The 21,119-nt window shown below is 34.4% G+C and carries 19 protein-coding genes and 1 tRNA gene; 14 read left to right on the plus strand and 6 right to left on the minus strand.

What is annotated here, in order from left to right:
- Nucleotides 1-39: 39 nt before the first annotated feature.
- The 8 genes from GWR14_RS04730 (at nt 40) to GWR14_RS04765 (ending at nt 9,288) form a co-directional block, all read left to right on the plus strand.
- A complete protein-coding gene (locus tag GWR14_RS04730) occupies nt 40-1,599 on the plus strand; it encodes a hypothetical protein (RefSeq protein ID WP_163407872.1) in 1,560 nt (519 codons plus the stop codon).
- A 106-nt stretch (nt 1,600-1,705) separates the two neighbouring features.
- Nucleotides 1,706-3,262, plus strand: a complete 1,557-nt coding sequence (locus GWR14_RS04735; RefSeq protein WP_163407873.1) for a hypothetical protein — start codon at nt 1,706-1,708, stop codon at nt 3,260-3,262.
- 191 nt (nt 3,263-3,453) lie between these two features.
- Entirely contained in the window at nt 3,454-4,716 is a 1,263-nt protein-coding gene (locus GWR14_RS04740) for a cation:proton antiporter (protein WP_163407874.1), read from the plus strand.
- A gap of 227 nt (nt 4,717-4,943) precedes the next feature.
- Nucleotides 4,944-6,002 carry a 3-oxoacyl-ACP synthase III family protein gene (locus tag GWR14_RS04745; RefSeq protein WP_163407875.1) on the plus strand — a complete coding sequence of 353 codons (1,059 nt, stop codon included), beginning with the start codon at nt 4,944-4,946 and terminating at the stop codon, nt 6,000-6,002.
- 233 nt (nt 6,003-6,235) lie between these two features.
- On the plus strand, nt 6,236-6,760 hold the full coding sequence (locus tag GWR14_RS04750; protein WP_163407876.1) for a methyltransferase: 525 nt from the start codon (nt 6,236-6,238) through the stop codon (nt 6,758-6,760).
- Between the two features lie 91 nt (nt 6,761-6,851).
- The gene (locus tag GWR14_RS04755) at nt 6,852-7,700 is read left to right on the plus strand and encodes a glycosyltransferase (protein ID WP_163407877.1); all 849 of its coding nucleotides are present in this window, start codon (nt 6,852-6,854) and stop codon (nt 7,698-7,700) included.
- Nucleotides 7,701-7,780: 80 nt separating this feature from the next.
- Nucleotides 7,781-8,527 carry an MlaE family ABC transporter permease gene (locus GWR14_RS04760; RefSeq protein WP_163407878.1) on the plus strand — a complete coding sequence of 249 codons (747 nt, stop codon included), beginning with the start codon at nt 7,781-7,783 and terminating at the stop codon, nt 8,525-8,527.
- Nucleotides 8,527-9,288: an ABC transporter ATP-binding protein gene (locus tag GWR14_RS04765; protein ID WP_163407879.1), complete on the plus strand. Its 762-nt coding sequence runs from the start codon at nt 8,527-8,529 to the stop codon at nt 9,286-9,288. Before GWR14_RS04760 ends, GWR14_RS04765 begins: the two co-directional genes overlap by 1 nt.
- 69 nt (nt 9,289-9,357) lie before the next feature.
- On the opposite strand, the gene GWR14_RS04770 is transcribed toward GWR14_RS04765, so the two are convergent.
- The 4 genes from GWR14_RS04770 to GWR14_RS04785 form a co-directional block, all read right to left on the minus strand.
- Nucleotides 9,358-9,969 (minus strand): SprT-like domain-containing protein, encoded by a 612-nt coding sequence (locus GWR14_RS04770; RefSeq protein ID WP_163407880.1) that lies wholly within the window; start codon nt 9,967-9,969, stop codon nt 9,358-9,360.
- Between the two features lie 67 nt (nt 9,970-10,036).
- Entirely contained in the window at nt 10,037-10,714 is a 678-nt protein-coding gene (locus tag GWR14_RS04775; RefSeq protein ID WP_163407881.1) for an SDR family NAD(P)-dependent oxidoreductase, read from the minus strand.
- A gap of 35 nt (nt 10,715-10,749) precedes the next feature.
- Entirely contained in the window at nt 10,750-11,727 is a 978-nt protein-coding gene (locus GWR14_RS04780; protein WP_163407882.1) for a M20/M25/M40 family metallo-hydrolase, read from the minus strand.
- Nucleotides 11,728-11,852: 125 nt separating this feature from the next.
- The gene (locus GWR14_RS04785; RefSeq protein ID WP_163407883.1) at nt 11,853-12,995 is read right to left on the minus strand and encodes an acyl-CoA dehydrogenase; all 1,143 of its coding nucleotides are present in this window, start codon (nt 12,993-12,995) and stop codon (nt 11,853-11,855) included.
- A gap of 456 nt (nt 12,996-13,451) precedes the next feature.
- Between GWR14_RS04785 and GWR14_RS04790 the strand changes: the two genes are divergently transcribed.
- The 3 genes from GWR14_RS04790 to GWR14_RS04800 all read left to right on the plus strand — a co-directional run bounded on the left by GWR14_RS04790 (nt 13,452) and on the right by GWR14_RS04800 (nt 16,528).
- Nucleotides 13,452-14,024: a chalcone isomerase family protein gene (locus tag GWR14_RS04790; protein ID WP_163407884.1), complete on the plus strand. Its 573-nt coding sequence runs from the start codon at nt 13,452-13,454 to the stop codon at nt 14,022-14,024.
- Nucleotides 14,025-14,164: 140 nt separating this feature from the next.
- Nucleotides 14,165-15,391: a Glu/Leu/Phe/Val dehydrogenase dimerization domain-containing protein gene (locus GWR14_RS04795; RefSeq protein WP_163407885.1), complete on the plus strand. Its 1,227-nt coding sequence runs from the start codon at nt 14,165-14,167 to the stop codon at nt 15,389-15,391.
- 234 nt (nt 15,392-15,625) lie between these two features.
- A complete protein-coding gene (locus GWR14_RS04800; RefSeq protein ID WP_163407886.1) occupies nt 15,626-16,528 on the plus strand; it encodes an energy transducer TonB in 903 nt (300 codons plus the stop codon).
- 313 nt (nt 16,529-16,841) lie between these two features.
- Here GWR14_RS04800 and GWR14_RS04805 read toward each other — a convergent pair whose 3' ends face one another.
- Entirely contained in the window at nt 16,842-17,237 is a 396-nt protein-coding gene (locus tag GWR14_RS04805) for an ExbD/TolR family protein (RefSeq protein WP_163407887.1), read from the minus strand.
- 3 nt (nt 17,238-17,240) lie between these two features.
- Nucleotides 17,241-17,936, minus strand: a complete 696-nt coding sequence (locus tag GWR14_RS04810) for a MotA/TolQ/ExbB proton channel family protein (RefSeq protein ID WP_163407888.1) — start codon at nt 17,934-17,936, stop codon at nt 17,241-17,243.
- A 128-nt stretch (nt 17,937-18,064) separates the two neighbouring features.
- Here GWR14_RS04810 and GWR14_RS04815 point away from each other — a divergent pair, with 128 nt between their 5' ends.
- The 3 genes from GWR14_RS04815 (at nt 18,065) to GWR14_RS04825 (ending at nt 21,053) form a co-directional block, all read left to right on the plus strand.
- Nucleotides 18,065-19,291, plus strand: a complete 1,227-nt coding sequence (locus tag GWR14_RS04815; protein ID WP_163407889.1) for a bifunctional folylpolyglutamate synthase/dihydrofolate synthase — start codon at nt 18,065-18,067, stop codon at nt 19,289-19,291.
- Between the two features lie 179 nt (nt 19,292-19,470).
- Nucleotides 19,471-19,545: transfer RNA gene (locus tag GWR14_RS04820), tRNA-Val, on the plus strand.
- Between the two features lie 272 nt (nt 19,546-19,817).
- Nucleotides 19,818-21,053: a site-specific integrase gene (locus GWR14_RS04825; RefSeq protein WP_163407890.1), complete on the plus strand. Its 1,236-nt coding sequence runs from the start codon at nt 19,818-19,820 to the stop codon at nt 21,051-21,053.
- The last annotated feature ends 66 nt before the right edge of the window (nt 21,054-21,119 follow it).

The following is a 21,119-nucleotide window of genomic DNA, read 5'->3' on the forward strand; positions in this document are numbered from 1 at the left end:
CCTCATGAGTAAGGACAAACCAACAAACAAGTTAATATTATGGAAACTTTACAAGAAATTTTACACGAGAAGGTAACGGTAAATGCTATTGGTACACCAGCAGAATATGATGTTTATGCGGAATATATGTCTAATATTATTAAGCAGCTTCCAAATCCAGGAAAATTGAAATTGTTAACTAATACTTCAAGCGCACAAGCATCTTTCTTCTTTTTAGATGACGTAACAAGTGCTGTTAATGGGACTTTATACAATAATGTATTGAACCAAAGAATTAAAGGAGAAGGAAAACTTAATGATGTTGATCAGGTTGGTCTTACACAAGATGCCTTTACTAACAGTTATCTTAGTGTTTATACAAAAATAGGATATCAATTATCCCCAAATGATAAGGCAACTCAGCAAAAGATTAATTCTGATGTTGCTTCAACTGTAAGAGCACTTATTCCAGTTTGGAATAATTGGTGGGAAGCAATTCAGCCAAAAGACGTAAACAAACTTAATGCGACCAACAGCGATATTGCTTTGATTCAAATGACAAATACTTTGAATACAGTTTGGCTTAATCCTGATTACAAAAAAGAATTAGAAAAAGACCCTTCTTATCCTTATGTACATTTGAATGATTTTAATAAAATCTACAATAAAACACCATTGTCAGTTTCTAAACAGATGAGAGACTATATGATTGAAGTATTTAACAAGTCTGGGGCAGCCGGAGCTATTACAGCCGATATTGCAAATGCAACTCAAACTTTGGCAGGTATTATCAATAATATCCAAAACCCAACATTAGGTAGTGATGGAAATGGGGGAATGTCAATCACTGGATCAGACAACCCAATTCCTGGATTGGTATTTGAACCAGCCAGACCAAATGCTTTAGTAAACCAGCTTTCTACTGTTCCGCCTTCTTCTGTATACAGATTTTCAAGAAGAGTTACAAAATCCAGCGAAACTACACTAAATGTTCAGGCTTCTGTAGGCGCAGAAATCTCAATTCCATTCTTGTCATTCTTTTCTGTTGGAGTAAGCGGAGGTGCAAAAACAAGTATTTTTGAAAGAGATTATTCTGGTTCAGATTTTAAAGTAGAGATCGTAATTAATAATGCAACATTGAGTCCGCTTATGAGCAGCAGTCCATTACTTTACAATATTTCAACTAAACAAGGATGGATGTCAACTTCTCCGGTAAAAGATGCAATTAAAAATGGATATCCAGCGCCAACAGGAATTACTGGTTATGTATTTAACAGCAATCCTAATTTTGACTTTGAAGAAGGAGCAGATTTTGGATATGTTAATTCATTAGTATTTAGTCAATTTCTAGAAATCAGCATTAGTTTCGAAAAATGTGACAGCAAACAAGTTAGAAAATATTTTGAAGAGCATATAGATACTGGTGTATACTTCTTAGGTATTCGTTTAGGTGGAGCAAGCCAATCTTCTAGCTACAGCTATTCTTATAGTGAAGAAACAGCTACTTCTATTAAAGTTACTGTAAAACCATTGGCTCCAGGATATTCTCCAGGAACTGACAGTATCAATCAATCATTATCTCAATTAGTTGCAGTAGGCGTACAATATCCTTTTGCTTAATTTATAGTTCTTGAAATAACTTAAATAGAGGGTTGTTAATCATGCTCAATGATTGATAACCCTCTTGTTATTATTCTTCAATTTTATAATTTAAATGAAATTAATAATGGAAACTTTTATAAAGGACATTGATGACAGTGCATACGCTAAATATGTACCAGATGATACTCCAGAATATCCAATTTATGCTGAATATATGTCTAATATCATTTTGCAACTGTCAAAATTAGGCAGACTGCAATTTTTAACAGGAACATCAAGTGGACAGGCATCATTTTATTATAGAAGTTTTTTTGATGGACCTGTTAACGCTAGCTTATATAATAATTTTTTGAATCAAAGAATATCAGGGCAAGGAACTCAATATGGAGTAAGACAAGTTGGTTTGACATCAGACTCTTTTATAAACAGCTATCTTAGTGTTTATCTGAAATTAGGCTATCAATTATCTAAAGCAGACAAAACCGCTCAACAAAAAATATATAATGATGTTTCGGCTACAGTAAAAAAAATTACTCCATTATGGAATAAGTATGTGAATGACTTTGAACCAAAAGGTATTTTAAAACTAAATGAAACAAATACTGATATAGCATTAATTCAAATCACAGACGTATTAAATACGGTATGGATTAATCCTGATTATGTTTTAGTATTGAAAAAAGATCCCTCATATCCCTATGAACATATCGATGAATTTGAGAAAATTTATGCTAAGATTCCAGAAACCGTTCCTAAAGAAATGAAAGAATTAATGATGGAGATTTATTCATTATCTGGTAAGGCAGGAGGAGTAACAGCAAAAATTGCTAATGCAGTTCATACTATTGCAATGATAATTTATAATTTGAAATTACCTACCGAAGCAAACAAAGCAATTCCTTTAACAGGAATAAGCAGCTTAGTTCCGGGCCTAACTTTTGATTCAATACTTAGTCCTGATGATATTATCAATAAATTACGAACTTATCCAGTAGTATCATACACTAATAATAATAATGTGACTAAATTATCTTCGGATCTTTTAAAAGTAAGCATGCCAGACTCAGAAGAAATACCTATTTCTCCACTAAAATTTTTATCCAATACTTTAGAAAACGGAGAGATCAGCAGTGTTTTTAAACAAACATTCTCAGGGGCATCTTATGTTGTAAAAGCAATTGTTAATAACCCTGTTTTCGATCCGAATATGGGAGTGAATCCTGTACCTTTTGATATCCTGTCAAATACCGGCTGGATGAATCCTGAACCAGTAAAAGAAGCAATTCAGCACGGATATCCAGCTCCAACAGATATTACAGGCTACGTTTTTAATAGCGAGCCAAATTTTAATTTTAAAGAAGGTGGAGATTTTGGATTTATAAATGGCATTGTCTTTAGTCAATTTCTAGAATTATATATAACATTTGTAGACTGCAATGTAAAAAGAGTGAAAAAATATTTCCAACAAAACAAATTATCAAATTTTAGTTTTCTTGGAAAACCAATTGGGAATCCAACAGATACATTGCCCTATACCTGTGAAGTTGGGCATGAAACAAATACAACTATATCTGTAGTGATTAAACCACCACCACCAGGATACATACCTCCTGATTCTGATATTACAAATTCTTCCTGTCAATTAATAGCAGTTGAAGTTGTTTATCCATTCGCTGATTAAATTTTATTGAAGAGTTTTTATCGTTTATCTTAAAAAAAAATTAAACCTTTTATTAAATATCAATTTTGCTGTGCAAAAGATCTCAGGAATAATTTAAAAATTATTTTTTAAGAGTTGTAAATTTATGTTAATTGGAGGTTTGAACTTTCATTTAAGGAAAGGGAAAGATATTTTTGTAAAAATCACTTTTTATGGAATTATACTACACCTTTTCGGTACTTATTGTACTGGCTTCTTTCTTCGCCTATTTAAACCTGAGATTTTTAAAACTTCCGGGAACTATCGGAATCATGATTATTGCAATGCTGGTTTCTGTGGGAATTCGCCTTTTGGGAGATTCTTATTTTCCAACAACAACCAAACATTTTTTTGATTTGATAAAAGAATTTGATTTCAACGAAATCCTTATGGGAGCCATGTTGAATTTTCTTTTGTTCGCAGGTGCTCTGCATGTAAATATGGCTGATCTTAAAGAACAAAAAGTGCCCATCATGATTTATTCTACGGTAAGCGTAGTTTTGTCAGCCTTAATTATTTCGATGCTGCTTTATTATATTGCGCCGCTTTTAGGAATAAAAATTCCTTATATATTTTGTTTAGTTTTCGGAACTTTAATTTCCCCAACAGATCCCATTGTTGTTTTGGGAGTTTTAAAAGAAGCTAAAGTTCCAAAAAGAATCGAAACTAAAATCGTTGGTGAATCATTGTTTAATGACGGAGTTGCAGTAGTGATGTTTGCTGTTGTTCTTAAAATGGCAACCGATGCCACTTTTGATGCCACTTTTGGCTCAATCACCTGGTTGTTTATAAAAGAAGGAATAGGCGGACTTTTATTAGGAGCTCTTTTTGGTTTTACAGCTTCAAAAGTCATGAAAAAAGTTGATGATTATAAAGTTTCCGTTTTAATAACACTTTCTATCGTAACCGGAGGATTTTTAGTTGCTCAAAGCCTTCATGTTTCTAGCCCACTGGCAATGGTTGTTGCCGGATTAATTATAGGTAATTATGGTAAAAAAGTAGCCATGAGCGAAGTCACTAAAGATTATCTGGGAAAGTTTTGGGAACTTATTGATGAAATCTTAAATGCCGTTTTATTCCTTTTTATTGGTTTTGAATTGTTATTACTGCCAGATTTAAACAAACAATTACTGACTGGTTTAGTAGCTATTTTTATTGTCCTGTTTTCAAGACTGACTTCTATAGTTCTACCTTGGAAATTCTTTGATATCTTCAAATTCTTCGGAATCAAATCGGCTTATAACAAAGGCTCTTTAATGGTTTTAGTCTGGGGAGGAATCCGAGGCGGTGTTTCGATTGCATTGGTACTTTCTATGCCTGAAGGAGAATATAAAAACCTTCTTTTGGAAGTAACTTATATTGTGGTTTTATTCTCAATTGTAGTTCAGGGACTGACAGTTGGAAAATTAGCTAAAAAAGTTTTAGCTAATGAATAAAATCTTTTAACAACAAAAATATCTTAATGGTCTTTGAGAAATTTTCAATTTGCTGAAGCATTTCAATCGTTTGAAATCTCTGTAAAATTAAAAAATCATTAAAAAATAATCAGTTTATCACTTAAAAAATTGTTATTCCATAATTATATGCATGCATAGTAATTTTTATCCTTGTAATAATATATTTATTTATAAATTAGCCCAGAATTTATAGGAAAAAGGATCCAATGAAAATAAAAATTATAGGTATCGGAAGTTATATTCCGCAAAAAGAAGTTAAGAATACCGATTTTGATAAACATGTTTTTTTAAATGAAGACGGAACTCCTTTTGGATATCCTAACGAAACAGTAATAAAAAAATTCAAGGGCATTACCGGAATACAAAACCGTCGCTATGCCGAAGACCAGCATATCACTTCAGATTTAGCTTTTTTTGCTGCAGAAAAGGCAATTGCTAATGCTAATATTGATAAAGAAACATTAGATTACATCATCTTTGCTCACAACTTTGGAGATGTAAAATCCGGAACAATTCAGTCAGATATGATTCCGAGTCTGGCGACCCGCGTTAAAAACAAACTGGATATCAAAAACCCAAAATGTGTCGCTTATGACATTCTTTTTGGCTGTCCGGGCTGGATCGAAGGCGTATTGCAGGCTAATGCTTTCATCAAATCCGGAATGGCAAAGAGAGTTTTGGTAATTGGAGCAGAAACCCTTTCGAGAGTTGTTGACGATCACGACCGCGATTCGATGATTTATTCAGATGGAGCCGGAGCTTCAATTTTAGAAGCTTCTACTGACGATGCCGGTTTACTGTCTTACGAAAGTGCCACTTTCGCAAATGATGAAGCAAACTTTCTTTTCTTCGGAAAATCATATAATCCTGATTTAGACCCTGATGTAAAATACATTAAAATGTACGGCCGTAAGATTTACGAATTTGCTTTAAACAATGTTCCATGCGCCATGAAAGAATGTTTAGACAAAAGCGGAATTGCGATCGATGAAGTCAAAAAAATCCTGATTCATCAGGCAAACGAAAAAATGGACGAAGCCATTATCGAACGTTTCTATAAATTATACGGGCAAACACCGCCAAAAGACATCATGCCAATGAGTATTCATGACTTAGGAAACAGCAGCGTTGCAACCGTACCTACCTTATACGACCTGTTAATTCAGGGTAAATTAGAAAATCACGAAATCAACAAAGGAGATGTTGTTATTTTTGCTTCAGTTGGAGCAGGAATGAATATCAATGCTTTTGTATACCGATATTAAATTTTAGTAGCTGTTCCGGCTATCCATTACAAGTCCACACTTAAAAAATGTGTTTTTATTGCCTTAAAAAAGCTTCTTACAGTCGCTTCTTTAAATCTGCAAAAACTACACTTTTTAAGTCGTGGGCTTTTCATTTCTATCCGGGCTAAAAAACACCAAAAAGAGAAGATATCTTTGTATATTTGCGACCTAATTAAAATCAAGAACGAGAGATTGATTCGTTCGCAAAGACTATGTACGAAAAAACGTTTCCGAATAAAAGATTTAAACTTACCCTGGAATTTTTAAAAAAACACGTTAGCACATCTGAAACCATTTTTGATTTTGGTGTATCAAATCCATTTTCTAAAATAATGGAAGAAAACGGCTACACTGTAAAAAACACAAAAGGAGAAGATTTAGACAACGATCATACTGCTTTACAAAAAGAAGAATATACTGTTTTTACTGCATTTGAAATTTTCGAACATTTACTAAATCCGTACACCATTTTAGAAAACGTAAAATGTGACAAATTGTTAATTTCAATTCCATTACGTTTATGGTTTTCACCGGCATATCGTTCTAAAACAGATATGTGGGACAGACATTACCACGAATTTGAAGACTGGCAGCTGGACTGGCTTCTTGAAAAAACAGGATGGAAAATTACCGATCGCTTGCAATTTACACATCCGGTAAAAAAGTTTGGACTTAGACCATTATTAAGATATTTCACTCCGAGATATTATATCGTGGTAGCGGAAAGAATAAAATAAAAATTCCAATATTTAAATTCCAAATTCCAATTAGACTAGCTTTAATTGGAATTTGGAATTTAAAAAAAATGGGATTTTAAATTAAAAATTTATGAAATATTACATCGTCATTCCCGCACACAACGAACAGGATCTTATTGGTCTTACTTTGCAGTCTCTGGTTACACAGACTGTTTTACCTTCGAAAGTTGTTGTTGTTAATGATAACTCAACAGACAAAACAGAAGAAGTTGTATTGGGTTTTGCAAAAGAAAATCCTTTTGTTTCTGTTGTAAACAAAACTTCAGATGCAATTCATATGCCGGGAAGCAAAGTAATTCAGGCTTTCCAGAAAGGTTTTGAAACTTTAGATTCAGAATATGACATCATTGTAAAAATAGACGGTGATTTGATTTTTCCACCAAACTATTTTGAAACCATCATCAAACATTTTGAATCAGATTCAAGAGTTGGAATGGCTGGCGGATTCTGCTATATTGATAAAAATGGCGAATGGATTTTAGAAAACCTTACCGACAAAGATCATATTCGCGGGGCACTAAAAGCATATCGAAAAGAAACATTTCAGCAAATTGGAGGTTTACGTCCTGCAATGGGTTGGGATACGGTAGATGAATTACTTTGTAAATATTACGACTGGAAAGTTGTCACAGACGAATCTTTACATGTAAAACATTTAAAACCAACGGGTGCCAATTACAACAAAACAGCTCGTTATAAACAAGGGGAAGCATTTTATACTTTAGGTTATGGCTTTTGGATCACAGCGATTGCTTCTGCAAAATTGGCAATGATGAAGAAAAAACCATTTCTTTTCTTAGATTATATCAGAGGTTTTTGGAAAGCAAAAAGCGCCAATACTCCGTTATTGGTTACCCCTGAACAGGCTAAATTTATAAGGAAGTACCGTTTTCAAAAAATGAAACAAAAGTTAATTTGATTGCCAAAAGAACCGAAAAAAGGGAACTCATAACCCAAAACTCGTAACTTCTTTTTACCTTAGCCAATATTTGTAAAACTATGATGTTAATTCGTTATTTATCCCAGGTTGGGAAATATTTTTTAATGCTGAAAGAAATTTTCAACAAGCAGACCAAATGGCCTGTTATGAAAAATTTAATTCTAAAAGAAATCGACGACCTTATTATTGACTCTCTTGGAATTGTTTGCTTTATCTCCTTTTTTATTGGAGGGGTTGTAGCTATTCAGACAGCGCTAAACCTGACTAATCCATTAATCCCAAAATATTTAATTGGTTTTGCAACACGTCAATCTGTAATTTTAGAGTTCGCTCCTACTTTTATTTCGGTAATTATGGCTGGTAAAATGGGATCTTACATCACTTCAAGTATCGGGACCATGCGTGTTACCGAGCAAATTGATGCGTTGGAAGTTATGGGAGTAAACTCATTAAACTATCTTGTTTTTCCAAAAATAATAGCCCTGTTAATGTATCCTTTTGTAATTGGAATCAGTATGTTTTTAGGGATTTTTGGAGGATGGCTTGCAAGTGCTTACGGTGGATTTTCTACAAGTGAGGACTTTATTTCCGGAGCTCAGATGGAATTTATTCCGTTTCATATTACCTATGCTTTTATTAAAACCTTAATTTTTGCAATGCTATTGGCAACAATTCCATCTTTTCACGGGTACTATATGAAAGGCGGTGCATTAGAAGTTGGTAAAGCAAGTACGGTATCGTTTGTATGGACATCAGTTTGTATCATTCTTTTTAATTATATATTAACTCAATTATTGTTAGGATAATGATAGAAGTAAAAAATATAGAGAAATCATTTGGTGACAGTAAAGTTTTAAAAGGAGTTTCAACCGTTTTTGAAACGGGGAAAACCAACCTGATTATTGGACAAAGTGGATCCGGAAAAACAGTTTTATTAAAAAGTTTACTTGGGATTCACACACCTGATTCAGGGACCATTGAGTTTGACGGAAGAGTATACTCACAACTTGATCCTGATGAAAAAAGAGAATTAAGAACTGAAATCGGAATGGTATTTCAGGGAAGTGCCTTATTTGACTCGATGACGGTTGAAGAAAACGTTGCATTCCCTCTAAAAATGTTTACAAGTGATAACAAGGCTAAAATTAAAGAACGAGTTGATTTTGTTCTTGAAAGAGTAAACTTAGTTGAAGCGCACAAAAAATTACCTTCAGAAATTTCAGGAGGAATGCAGAAACGTGTGGCTATTGCCCGCGCAATTGTAAACAATCCGAAGTACTTATTTTGTGACGAACCTAATTCGGGGTTAGACCCGAATACCTCAATCCTGATTGATAATCTGATTCAGGAAATTACTAAGGAATACAATATTACAACCGTAATCAATACCCATGACATGAACTCGGTAATGGAAATTGGTGAGAACATTTTATTCTTAAAAAAAGGAGTAAAAGCCTGGCAGGGAACTAAAGAGGAAATCTTTAGAACCGATAATGAAGCTATCGTTAAATTTGTTTATTCTTCGAATTTATTTAAAAAGGTAAGAGAAGCTTATTTGAAAGGCTAGAATTTTGAAATTCCAATATCTGAAATCCCAAATCCCAAACTGTTTCTAAATTGGAATTTGGGATTTTTTTTAATTGGAATTTTTCAAAGTGATTAATTCAACTTCAGCATTTGGATTAAAAAGATACAATTTACCTGAACTAATTTCGAGACATTCAAAACGTTTTGTCCTGACTGCGATCTTCTTGAAAATTTTACCGTTCTTGATTCTGAAAACACTGCCATAAGGAATTTCAAAAACATAATTCTTATCATTTTCTTTGTCATATTGTTTAAGAGCCAAAGAAAGCGTTGTGTCCGTATCACTGCTTGCGGTCGGATTTTTAAAATGCCTAGCTAACAAAGGCAATAATTGCCCAGGAAAAATCTCAGGTCTGATAAACGGAACCATCATTCGCTGAAAGGTAAATTTCCATTCATCCCCGTGAGGTTTTATATTTCGTCCAAACTTCTCAAAAGCTACTAAATGAGAAATTTCATGGATCAGCGTAATTAAAAAACGATATTTATTTAAACTCGCATTGACCGTAATTTCATGTTTTCCACTCGGCCCTCTTCTGTAATCACCGTGACGGGTCTGGCGTTCGTTTACGATTTTAAGATGTACCTGATTGGTAACTATCAAATCGAAAACAGGCTTTACGGCATGTTCGGGAATATATTTGGCTAATGTTTCGCTCAATTTTGGTTAGATGTTATCTGTTAAATGTCAGAAGTTTGGAATTTGGATTTTAGTTACTGGAATTTAATTACGGATTCGTAGAAGAAACCTCCAATACTTTTCCGTTAAAATATTTATTACCGTTAAGCGTAAAATCATAAATATAAGTCGCCATTCCTTCTGCAGAAATTGGTGCCTGATAGCCGGGAAAAGCTTCATTCAGCATTTCAGTCTGAACAGAACCTAATGCCAAGACATTGAATGAAATCCCTTTTTCTTTGTATTCTTCAGCCAATAATTCTGTTAAGGTACCAACAGCTCCTTTGCTTGAACTATAAGCGGCAAGACCTGCAAATTTAAGACTGCCTCTCACCCCACCTATCGAGCTGATGGTCACGACATGACTTCCTCTTTCAAGATACGGCAAACAAATTCGGGTAAGGTTGGCTACGGCAAAAACATTCACTTTATAAATGCTTTCAAAATCAGCCTGAGTGGTTTCTGCAAAAGGCTTCAGCAGCAAAGCACCAGCATTATGTACCACAGCATCTACTTTTTTCCAGGTTGAAGAAAGAAAATCACTTACAATACCGAGTTGGGATTCATCTGCCAGATCAACTGAAAGACAGGTAACATTTTGGTGTTCTAAAAGTGCTTGTGGAATTTTTCTTGAAATGGCTAAAACCTGATGTCCTGCATTTGCAAACTGTAATGCCAGTTCATAACCAATTCCTCTTGAAGTTCCTGTAATTATAATATTTTTCATGGCGTAAAAATAATCAAATCTTATAAAAGGAACCTTTATTTGGTCATCGTAATTTCCTGAACCGGTGATGTGGCAATTTTGGTAACAGCCGGCAAAAACTCCTGTGTAAACTTAGTTATATGCGGAATATTCATTACCTGAAATTCATCTGAAGGATGATGATAGAAATCAAAGTTTTCAAAATCAAAAGTGCTTATGGACTGGCAAGGCTTTTTGAAAACATCATAAAAAGAATAATTATCAGAACGATAAAAAAGCTCATATTCTGCCTCTTTTGGCAGGAAACCAATCGTATTCTTTCCGGTGTACTGATTAATTCTCTCTGCCATATTTGACTTATCGAAGCCTGTGATATAGGCAAGATAATCACGTTTCATCGGTACGCCAACCATTTCAATATTTAGCTGAGCGTATAAATTAAAGTCTTTCTTTTTAAGTTTCTGCACCAAACTTTTCGATCCTAACAATCCTTTTTCTTCTCCGGCAAAAAACACAAAAAGAATACTCCTTTTATTCAATTTTGTCTTCGCAAAATATTTAGCCATTTCTGCTACAACAGTTACTCCGGAAGCATCATCATTTGCTCCGTTATTAATAACATCACCCTGTTTATTTTTCAGCAGACCGATATGATCGTAATGCGCACTCAAAACCACAAATTCTTTTTTGAGCTCCGGGTCGTTTCCTTCTAAGTATCCAACTATATTATAAGCTGGTGTTTTAAAATTCGTAAGGGTATCACGATACGTACTGAAATAGGGTTTTACATTATTCTTCTTAAAAAAATCCTCTAAAAAAACTGCTGCTTTTTCAATACCTCGCGTACCCGTTTCTCTACCTTCTAATTCATCTGAAGAAAGGTATTTTAAAAAATCAGAAACTTCATTTTGTTCAACTGTATATGTAATTTCAACTGATTCAGATGCTGAAAGTGAAGCTTTTTCACTTATTGTTGAAACTTTGGATTTACATCCTAATAAAACAAATGGCAGAAGAAAGTATAGTTTTTTCATAAAAATGATTTTGAGTAATAATGCTTAAAAAGGAAAATTTCTGAAAAGTAAAAAAAATAATCGTAAAAAAACCCTTTCAAAGCTAAAAAGACCGAAAGGGTTTTGAATCTTAGATAAAGAGGAAATCATTCTGAAATAACCGCCCTTGAAATCACAATTTTCTGAATTTCTGAAGTTCCTTCATAAATCTGGGTGATTTTAGCATCACGCATCATACGCTCTACATGGTACTCTTTTACGTAACCATTTCCACCGTGAATCTGAACCGCTTCTACGGCAGTATCCATTGCAGTCTGAGAAGCAAATAATTTAGCCATTGCACCGCTTACATCATAATTTTTATGCTGGTCTTTATCCCAGGCAGCTTTCATGCACAAATGACGCGCAGCTTCAATATTAACCGCCATATCTGCCAATTTAAAAGCAATAGCCTGATGATTGCAGATTTCGGTACCAAAAGCTTTACGTTCTTTTGAATATTTCAAAGCCAATTCATAAGCCCCTGAAGCAATTCCCAGAGCCTGAGAAGCAATTCCGATACGGCCACCTGCAAGTGTTTTCATGGCGAATTTAAAACCAAAACCATCCTCCCCAATTCTGTTTTCTTTAGGAACCTTCACATCACTGAACATTAATGAATGTGTATCAGATCCTCGGATTCCCATTTTTTGTTCTTTTGGCCCAACAGAAAACCCCGGCATATCTTTGGTCATGATCAAAACATTTATTCCTTTATGTTTTAATTCAGGGTGTGTCTGAGCAATTACTAAATAAACAGAAGCCGTATTTCCGTTGGTAATCCAGTTTTTTGTACCATTAACCAAATAATGGTCTCCCATATCAATTGCAGTAGTTTTTTGTGACGTGGCATCACTTCCTGCTTCAGGCTCACTTAAACAAAATGCCCCGTGAATTTCTCCCGAAGCCAGGCGCGGCAAATATTTTTGTTTTTGTTCTTCAGTTCCAAATTCCTGTAATCCCCAGCAAACTAAAGAATTATTTACAGACATTACAACCGAAGCCGATGCATCAACTTTAGAAATTTCCTCCATTGCAATTACATACGAAACCGTATCCAGTCCGCTTCCGCCATATTTAGGATCAACCATCATTCCCATAAACCCTAACTCTCCCATCTTTTTTACCTGCTCGGTTGGAAAAATTTGTTTTTCATCCCTCTCAATTACACCCGGCAATAATTCGTTTTGCGCAAAATCTCTGGCTGCCTGCTGAATCATCAAATGCTCTTCTGTTAGATTAAAATCCATAATAGTGGTTCTTTAGTTGTTAAAATGCTTTCCGTATTTTCTTAAAAAAAGCTTTTCAAAGATAAATTTTAAATACCAAATAACAATGCATGCATAGTATTTTAGGTTTTAATTAAAAAATACGATAACGTTTTCGTTGATACATTAAAAAAAAATCATTAAAACTTTAATTTCACAATATATTACTCAGAATTTAAGAGGAATATTGTTGATTAAAAAAATTAAAACGGGCTCATTCAGATATTTCGCAATAGAAATATAACAAAAGCTGAAACCAATACAAAACAACAATAAAATTACTCCTACTAATTTGATTCTTAATTCAATAGATTTAAAAAAACGAAGACAATATCACAAAAAACTTGACGTTTAAAAGACTGAATTTTAGAAATTAACAGTATTTTTGCAAAAAAACAAAACACTAAAAACAAAAAAAACAATTTATCAAGAAAGACTATGAAAAAGATTTTACTGTTGCTTACACTCCTTTTAACCCTGCAATTCTCGGCATCTGCACAATCACAATTTGACGTAAATGGTGTTACTGTTCCCCGAAAAATTGAGGTTTTCAATAAAACTTTACAAGTTAACGGTGCCGGAGGAAGATCAAAAATGTGGATGGAAGTATATGTTCAGGCTTTATATTTATCACAATTAACACAGGACGCACAATTTATTATCGAAAGTGATACAGAAATGGCTATTCGAATTGAAATCACTTCTGCCATGGTTTCTGCCAACAAATTGGGTAAAGCCATGGATACAGGTTTTGAAAAATCAGCCGGAGACAATCTTCAGGCATTACGACCAAGAATTGATGAGTTAAAAAAACTTTTGAGCGATAAAATTACAGAAAAAGACGTGTTTATATTAGCCTATAATCCTTTAGATCAAACCATGAATATCTTCAAAAATGAAGCGCTGAAAGGAAAAATTCCGGGATTCGATTTCAAAAAAGCATTATTCGGAATCTGGCTTTCTGACAAACCGGTAGACGAAACCTTAAAGAAAAACTTATTAGGACAATAATCGCCTGATTTTTAAAAATTTTAAAGCCGAAAACTTTTTGTTTTCGGCTTTATTTTTTTCATTAATAAAATTGACACGAAATACATTATTCGCATTATTCTATTTCATACATTTACAAAAACTAAACATACTTTAACAAAATGAAAGATTTATTGCAACAATTTGAAAACAAAGACCCTGAAATTGTTTTTAACTGGAAAGATTCTGAAACAGAAGCCGAAGGATGGACCGTAATCAATTCGCTTCGAGGAGGAGCTGCCGGCGGAGGAACCAGAATGAGAAAAGGTCTCGATATGAACGAGGTTTTATCATTGGCAAAAACGATGGAAGTAAAATTCTCAGTTTCAGGTCCTGCAATTGGAGGCGCTAAATCCGGAATTAATTTTGACCCTAACGATCCCCGAAAAAAAGGTGTTTTACAGCGCTGGTATAAAGCTGTTTCTCCTTTATTGAAAAGTTATTACGGAACAGGCGGTGATTTAAATGTAGATGAAATTCATGAAGTCATTCCGATGACAGAGGAATGCGGGGTATGGCATCCGCAGGAAGGTGTTTTTAACGGGCATTTCAAACCAACTGAAGCTGATAAAATCAACCGAATTGGTCAATTACGTCAGGGTGTTATAAAAGTGATTGAAAATCCTAAATTCTCACCAGATGTAACCCGAAAATATACTGTAGCAGATATGATTACCGGTTTTGGTGTTGCTGAAGCTGTTCGTCATTTTTATACAACTTACGGCGGAGATATCAAAGGTAAAAAAGCAATCGTACAAGGTTTTGGAAACGTGGGCTCGGCAGCTGCTTTTTATTTAGCCGAGATGGGAGCTAAAGTGATTGGTATTATTGATCGCGACGGAGGTCTAATCAAAGAAGAAGGTTTTTCTTTTGAAGAGATCAGAACTCTGTTTTTAAACAAGGACGGAAACAAATTAGTCGCTGACAATATGATTCCGTTTGAGGAAATCAACTCTAAAATATGGACTATTGGAGCAGAAATCTTCACACCATGTGCTGCTTCAAGACTGGTAACTCAGGCACAAATAGATAATTTAATCGCAAATGGCCTGGAGGTTATTTCATGCGGAGCGAATGTACCTTTTGCTGACAAGGAAATTTTCTTCGGATCAATCATGGAAGAAGTAGACCAAAAAGTAAGTCTGATTCCTGATTTTATTTCGAATTGTGGAATGGCAAGGGTTTTTGCATATTTCATGGAGAAAAAAGTTCAGATGACGGATGAGGCAATCTTTAACGATACTTCAGAAATTATAAAAAATGCGATTGTAAAAGCTCATGCTTTAAATCCTTCAAAAACAAATATCAGTGCAACTGCTTTTGAGATTGCGCTGAAACAGTTAGTATAAAAATTTTCATACCCTATTTTAAAAGAATCAAATAATAAAATTTGATTCTTTTTTATTTCTCGCAGATTTAGCAGATTAAGGAGATTTTTATTCAATGCTCCAAAAATGAATCTGCTAAATCTGCGAGAGAAAAAATTCAGAGTTCATTTCTGAGCTTAATCCTACCTTCGTTCTAAACAATTTTTAGTACTTTTAGGCGTTTTTATTAAATACAATTACAAATTCAGAATCAAAATGACCCTGACCGATTCTTCAGATAAAAAGAAATCATTATTAATCTCTACAGCTATATACGCAGTATTATTGCTGTTACTTTTTTTTATACGTTTCTGGCCTCCATATAACCCTGAAAATAATGTTGCACTCGCTGAAGGCGGAGGTGGCGGAGGTGTTACTGTAAATTTTGGGGATAGCGATTTGGGTTCGGGAGCTAATTATAAAAGTGAAGTACTGGATGTAAAAAACAATACTAAAGCAGCTCCTGCAAAAGCAACTCCTGACGAGTCAATTATTACACAGGAAAATTCAGCTACTGATGAAACAGACGTAGTGATTCCGACAAAAGAAAAACCTAAAAAAAGTACTCCTGTTGTAAAACCGGAAACAAAACCTGTTCCTGAAAAACCAAAAGTTTCGAACTCTACAAACGATGCTTTAGCCAGCATAATGAAAGGTTCAAACAAAGGTGGAGACGGAGATGATAAAGTAGCTGGAAACAAAGGAAAAGCCAACGGAAGCCTGAGTTCGAATGGATATTACGGAACCGGAGGGTCAGGTGGAGGAACCGGTGGCGGTAATGGAACAGGAAACGGCATAGGTACCGGAAGCGGTTACGGAGCCGGGAGCGGAGGTGGTTCCGGCGGTGGATCAGGATATTCTTTAGGAAACAGAAAAGCCTTATCTAAACCCGCACCAAAATATACCTGTAATGAAGAAGGAAAAGTTGTTGTTGAAGTTTCGGTAGATCAAAACGGGAAAACAATTAGCGCTACTCCCGGAATTAAAGGAACAACAAACACTGCAAAGTGTCTATTAGATCAGGCACGAATTGCTGCTATGAACACCAAATGGGAATCTGACAATGATGCTCCGGTAAAACAAGTTGGAAAAATTATTTATAATTTTAGTTTGAATTAAAACACTAATTTCTAGGATTAACACGGATAATTAATAACATAAAAGGCTTTCTGATAGGTTTTCAGAAAGCCTTTTTTTATTACACTTTTTGTCATTTGACAGTGCTTTGTGAAAATATAAACATTGTTCTTTAAACGTCGTTCTCGCGTGAGGGATTACTTCACTTAATCTTTATTTTCATCTGAGTTCAGTGAACTTCGTTTGCAGCTGGCTACCGAAGTAGCGCGAAAGCCCGACCGGAATAAAAAAATGGGCGAATCAGCACACAGTTGATTCGCCCATTTTTTATTGTGGTCACGCCCAAATGATTTTTTTACTTTGGACTCGTAGCAATCACAAATTTCAAATTGTTCTTCACCCCTATCTGTAATACATCTACCAAATCCTGAACCTGTAAATTAAATGGGATACGAACTACAACGGTTTGCTGCTTATCGTCTCCAATTTTAGACATCAGGCTGGTTTCTAATTCTTCAAAAGCGACCGGCTGTTTGTCAATATAGAATTTTTTATCCTCAGTAACCGATAAACTAATGAGCTGTTTATTGGTTTTTTCGTTTGCTTTTGCTTTCGGCAATGTCATTTTGATCACATTCGGATTTGCAAGCGTTGAAATTATCAGGAAAAACAACAACAGGAAAAACATAATATCACTTAACGACGATGTCGCCACCTCAGCATGAAATCTTCTTTTTCTCTTGATAGACATAGCTTATGCTCTTTGAATTATATTGACAAATTCTAATATCTGTTTCTGAATTTTTAAGGCAAAATCGTCAATTTTACCATTCAGAATATGGTACGCACTGTAGGCAATAATACCCACAATAAGTCCTGCACCACTACTGATCATTTTTTCGTACAATCCTCCGGAAATGTTTCCGATACTAATATTCTCGGTTACAGAAATGCTGTAGAAAATCTTGATTACTCCCGAAATAGTCCCAACAAACCCTAAGGTTGGCGCAATACCGGCAATAAGACCAAGATGTCCGAGGCGGCTTTCCATTTCGCCAATTTCAATATCGGCAGCACGGTCCATATTCGATTCGATTTCAGCAATTGGACGCCCAATAACCAAAACGCCTTCTTTTAAAACATTTCCGGCAGACGTATTGCTTCTTTCTACAATAGATCTGGCCAGTTCAATATTTCCGGAATGCAGTTTATCTCCCACATCTTGCATCAAACGATTGTCAATTTTAGATGCCCTTGTGATATATAAATAACGTTCTATGATAACGTAAATGGTATAAAATAATAAGATTGCAATTGGAATAAGAAACACACCTCCTTTTAAAATAAATCCTAAAACTGAAATTTCGGTATTGGGTGCAATTTTTTCGATAACTACGTTAGATGCAGCGTTTGTGATAGTATCTGTCTGTAATTGAATGAAGCTAAACATATATTAATTCTGGTTTATTATAATTAATTCTAAAAAATATTTGAAATTTGCAATAAAGATAATTTTCGCTCTATTATTAAACTAATAAAATCGAAAATTATTTCAATTAACCGCTATTTTATTCGAAAATGAACTATCAGGAAACTACCCACTGGATGTTTAATCAATTGCCCATGTATCAGCTTCAGGGGGCTTCAGCATACAAAGAAGACTTAACCAATATCAGGCTGCTGGCGACGCATTTGGGCAATCCGCAGAACAGGTTAAAATGCATTCACGTGGCAGGAACGAACGGAAAAGGTTCTACTTCGCACATGCTTTCTTCTGTTTTGCAGGAAGCAGGATACAAAGTTGGTTTGTACACTTCACCACATTTGAAAGATTTCAGGGAAAGGATCAAAATAAACGGAGAAGAAATTTCGGAAGATTTTGTTATTGAATTTATTGCAAAACACAAAGATTTCTTTGAAGCAAACGATATGAGTTTTTTCGAGATGTCAGTTGGACTGGCTTTTGACTATTTTGCTTCAAAAAAAGTTGACATTGCTGTTATCGAAGTTGGATTAGGCGGAAGACTTGACGCTACAAATATTATTACCCCCTTAGTTTCGGTAATTACAAATATTGGTTTAGATCATACCCAGTTTTTAGGAAACACGCTGGAAGCAATTGCGGGCGAAAAAGCCGGAATTATCAAACCGAACGTCCCGGTGGTTATTGGCGAATATACACCGGAAACTCAGCCTGTTTTTTTAGCTAAAGCAAAAGAAAACCAGGCAGACATTTATTTTTCATCGGATTTGATTTCTGAAGTTTTCCCTTCTGATTTGATTGGCGATTATCAGTTTCATAATAAAAAAACAGTTCAGCAGACGATTGTAATTCTAAACAATCAGACTGATTTTAAAATTTCGACCGAACAGTTAAAAGAAGGTCTATTGCATGTTGTAAAAAATACAGGCCTGCAGGGAAGATGGCAGCAACTGGGCGAAAATCCAAAAATCATCTGCGATACCGCACACAATAAACATGGATTAACGGTTGTCATGAACCAGCTTCAAAATGAAAAATATGAAAAACTGCATATTGTTTTGGGTGTTGTAAATGATAAAGATTTAGATGCTATTCTGCCTTTATTTCCAAAAGAAGCGCAATACTATTTCTGCAGTCCGAATTCTTCGAGAGGTTTACCTGCCGAAACCTTAAAAAATGCCGCGGAAAAATACGATTTAGAAGGAGAAAAATATGATTCGGTTGAAATCGCTTTCGCGGAAGCAAAGAAAAATGCTGCCAAAAATGATTTTATTTACGCTGGTGGAAGCACTTTTGTTGTAGCCGAATTGCCTTTAAATTAAAAACAGTTCTTTTTTATCTAAAAAAGTTTCAAAAACACTTTTAATAACAAATTCATAAACAGGGAGATAAAATTTATTTAAAAAAAGTTTTATTTTTTTAATTGATTTTGTTTGCAGAACTCAAAAACTAGCGTATATTTGCACTCGCAATCACGAAATGATAGCAGCCTAGTAAAAAAGGGCGATTAGCTCAGCTGGTTCAGAGCACCTCGTTTACACCGAGGGGGTCGGGGGTTCGAACCCCTCATCGCCCACAAGTTTAAAAACAAATGGTTTCAAAATCCGATAAATCTTAAGATTTATCGGATTTTTGCTTTTGCGCATATACCAAATTATTCATTCAATCTTAATTGGAAAGGGACAAAATCGAGACCCTGAAAATTTTAGCATTTAGGGTCTCGCTAAATCTTCTCAATCCTTGTAAACAGTCGTACTATCAACCAGTTCAATGCTTGTTCAGAATACGTACATCTTGTTTGTTATTATTTAGAAAATTAAATTGAATACTAATTAAAAGGTCACCACAATGAAAGCAAAAATCACGCTACACATTTATGCAAAAACCACAAAAGCTAATACAGCTGGACAATTACCAATTTATATTCGATTAACTGTTGACGGCCAACGTTTCGAATTTAGTTCCAAGAAATTCATTGAAAAATCCAAATGGTCTCCGGAATTATCCAAAATGAAAGGAAGCTCGGAAGAAGCCAGAACAATAAATAATTATCTAGATTTAATGAAATCGAAAGTTTTTGACATTCAAATGGAGCTAATCCATAAAAACGAAGAATTATCCCTGGAGAATTTCAAGTCCAGAATATTAGGAACCCATCAGCGTGAGCGAATGATAATTCCAATTTATCAAAATCACAATAATAAAATCGAAGAACTTATTGGAAACGGCTATGCTTATGGAACACTGGAACGCTTCAAAATATCTTTGAAACACCTGCAAGAATTCATTTTGTGGAAATACAATATTTCAGATATTAGTATCAATAAAATTGATTACGCTTTTGTAACTGAATTTGAATTCTACTTGCGAAGCGTTAAAAAATGCAATAATAATACTGCTGTGAAATATGTTAGGAACTTCAGAAAAGTAATCAAAATTTGTTTAGACAATGATTGGTTGGATAAAAATCCTTGTAGTCGATACGAAGGAAAAATGAAAGAAGTAGAACGAGATTTTCTTACTGAAGAAGAACTAAACAGAATTTACAATAAAAGATTTTCATCAGAACGACTAACTTTAGTGAAAGATATTTTTATATTCTCTTGTTACACCGGATTGGCTTATGTTGATGTAAAAGGTTTGAAGAAAGATCACATTGCAATAGGCATCGATGGCGAAAAATGGATATTCAAAAACCGTCAAAAGACAGATACCAAATCAAAAATTCCAGTACTGCCAATTGCCCAAGAAATCATTCAAAAATACGCTAGTCACCCTAAGTGCTTAAACGAGAATACTATTTTACCCATTTTGACCAATCAAAAAATGAATGCTTATCTCAAAGAAGTTGGAGATTTATGTGATATTTCAAAAGAAATTACTTTCCATATGGCTCGACACACTTTTGCTACTTCGGTAACACTTACAAACGGCGTTCCTATTGAAACGGTAAGCAAAATGCTTGGTCATAAAAACATTCAAACTACTCAACATTATGCTAAAATTTTAGACCAAAAAGTAAGTGAGGATATGCAGGTTTTGAGAGATAAACTAACTATTAATATTGGCAGAAAGATAGTGTAAATATTTTCTAATATTTAAGACCGCTATTTTTAGGATTTATTATAAATTTAGCTTTTTTAAAATGAA

Origin of the sequence: Flavobacterium ajazii, from assembly GCF_010614725.1 — a bacterium.
Lineage (GTDB): Bacteria > Bacteroidota > Bacteroidia > Flavobacteriales > Flavobacteriaceae > Flavobacterium > Flavobacterium ajazii.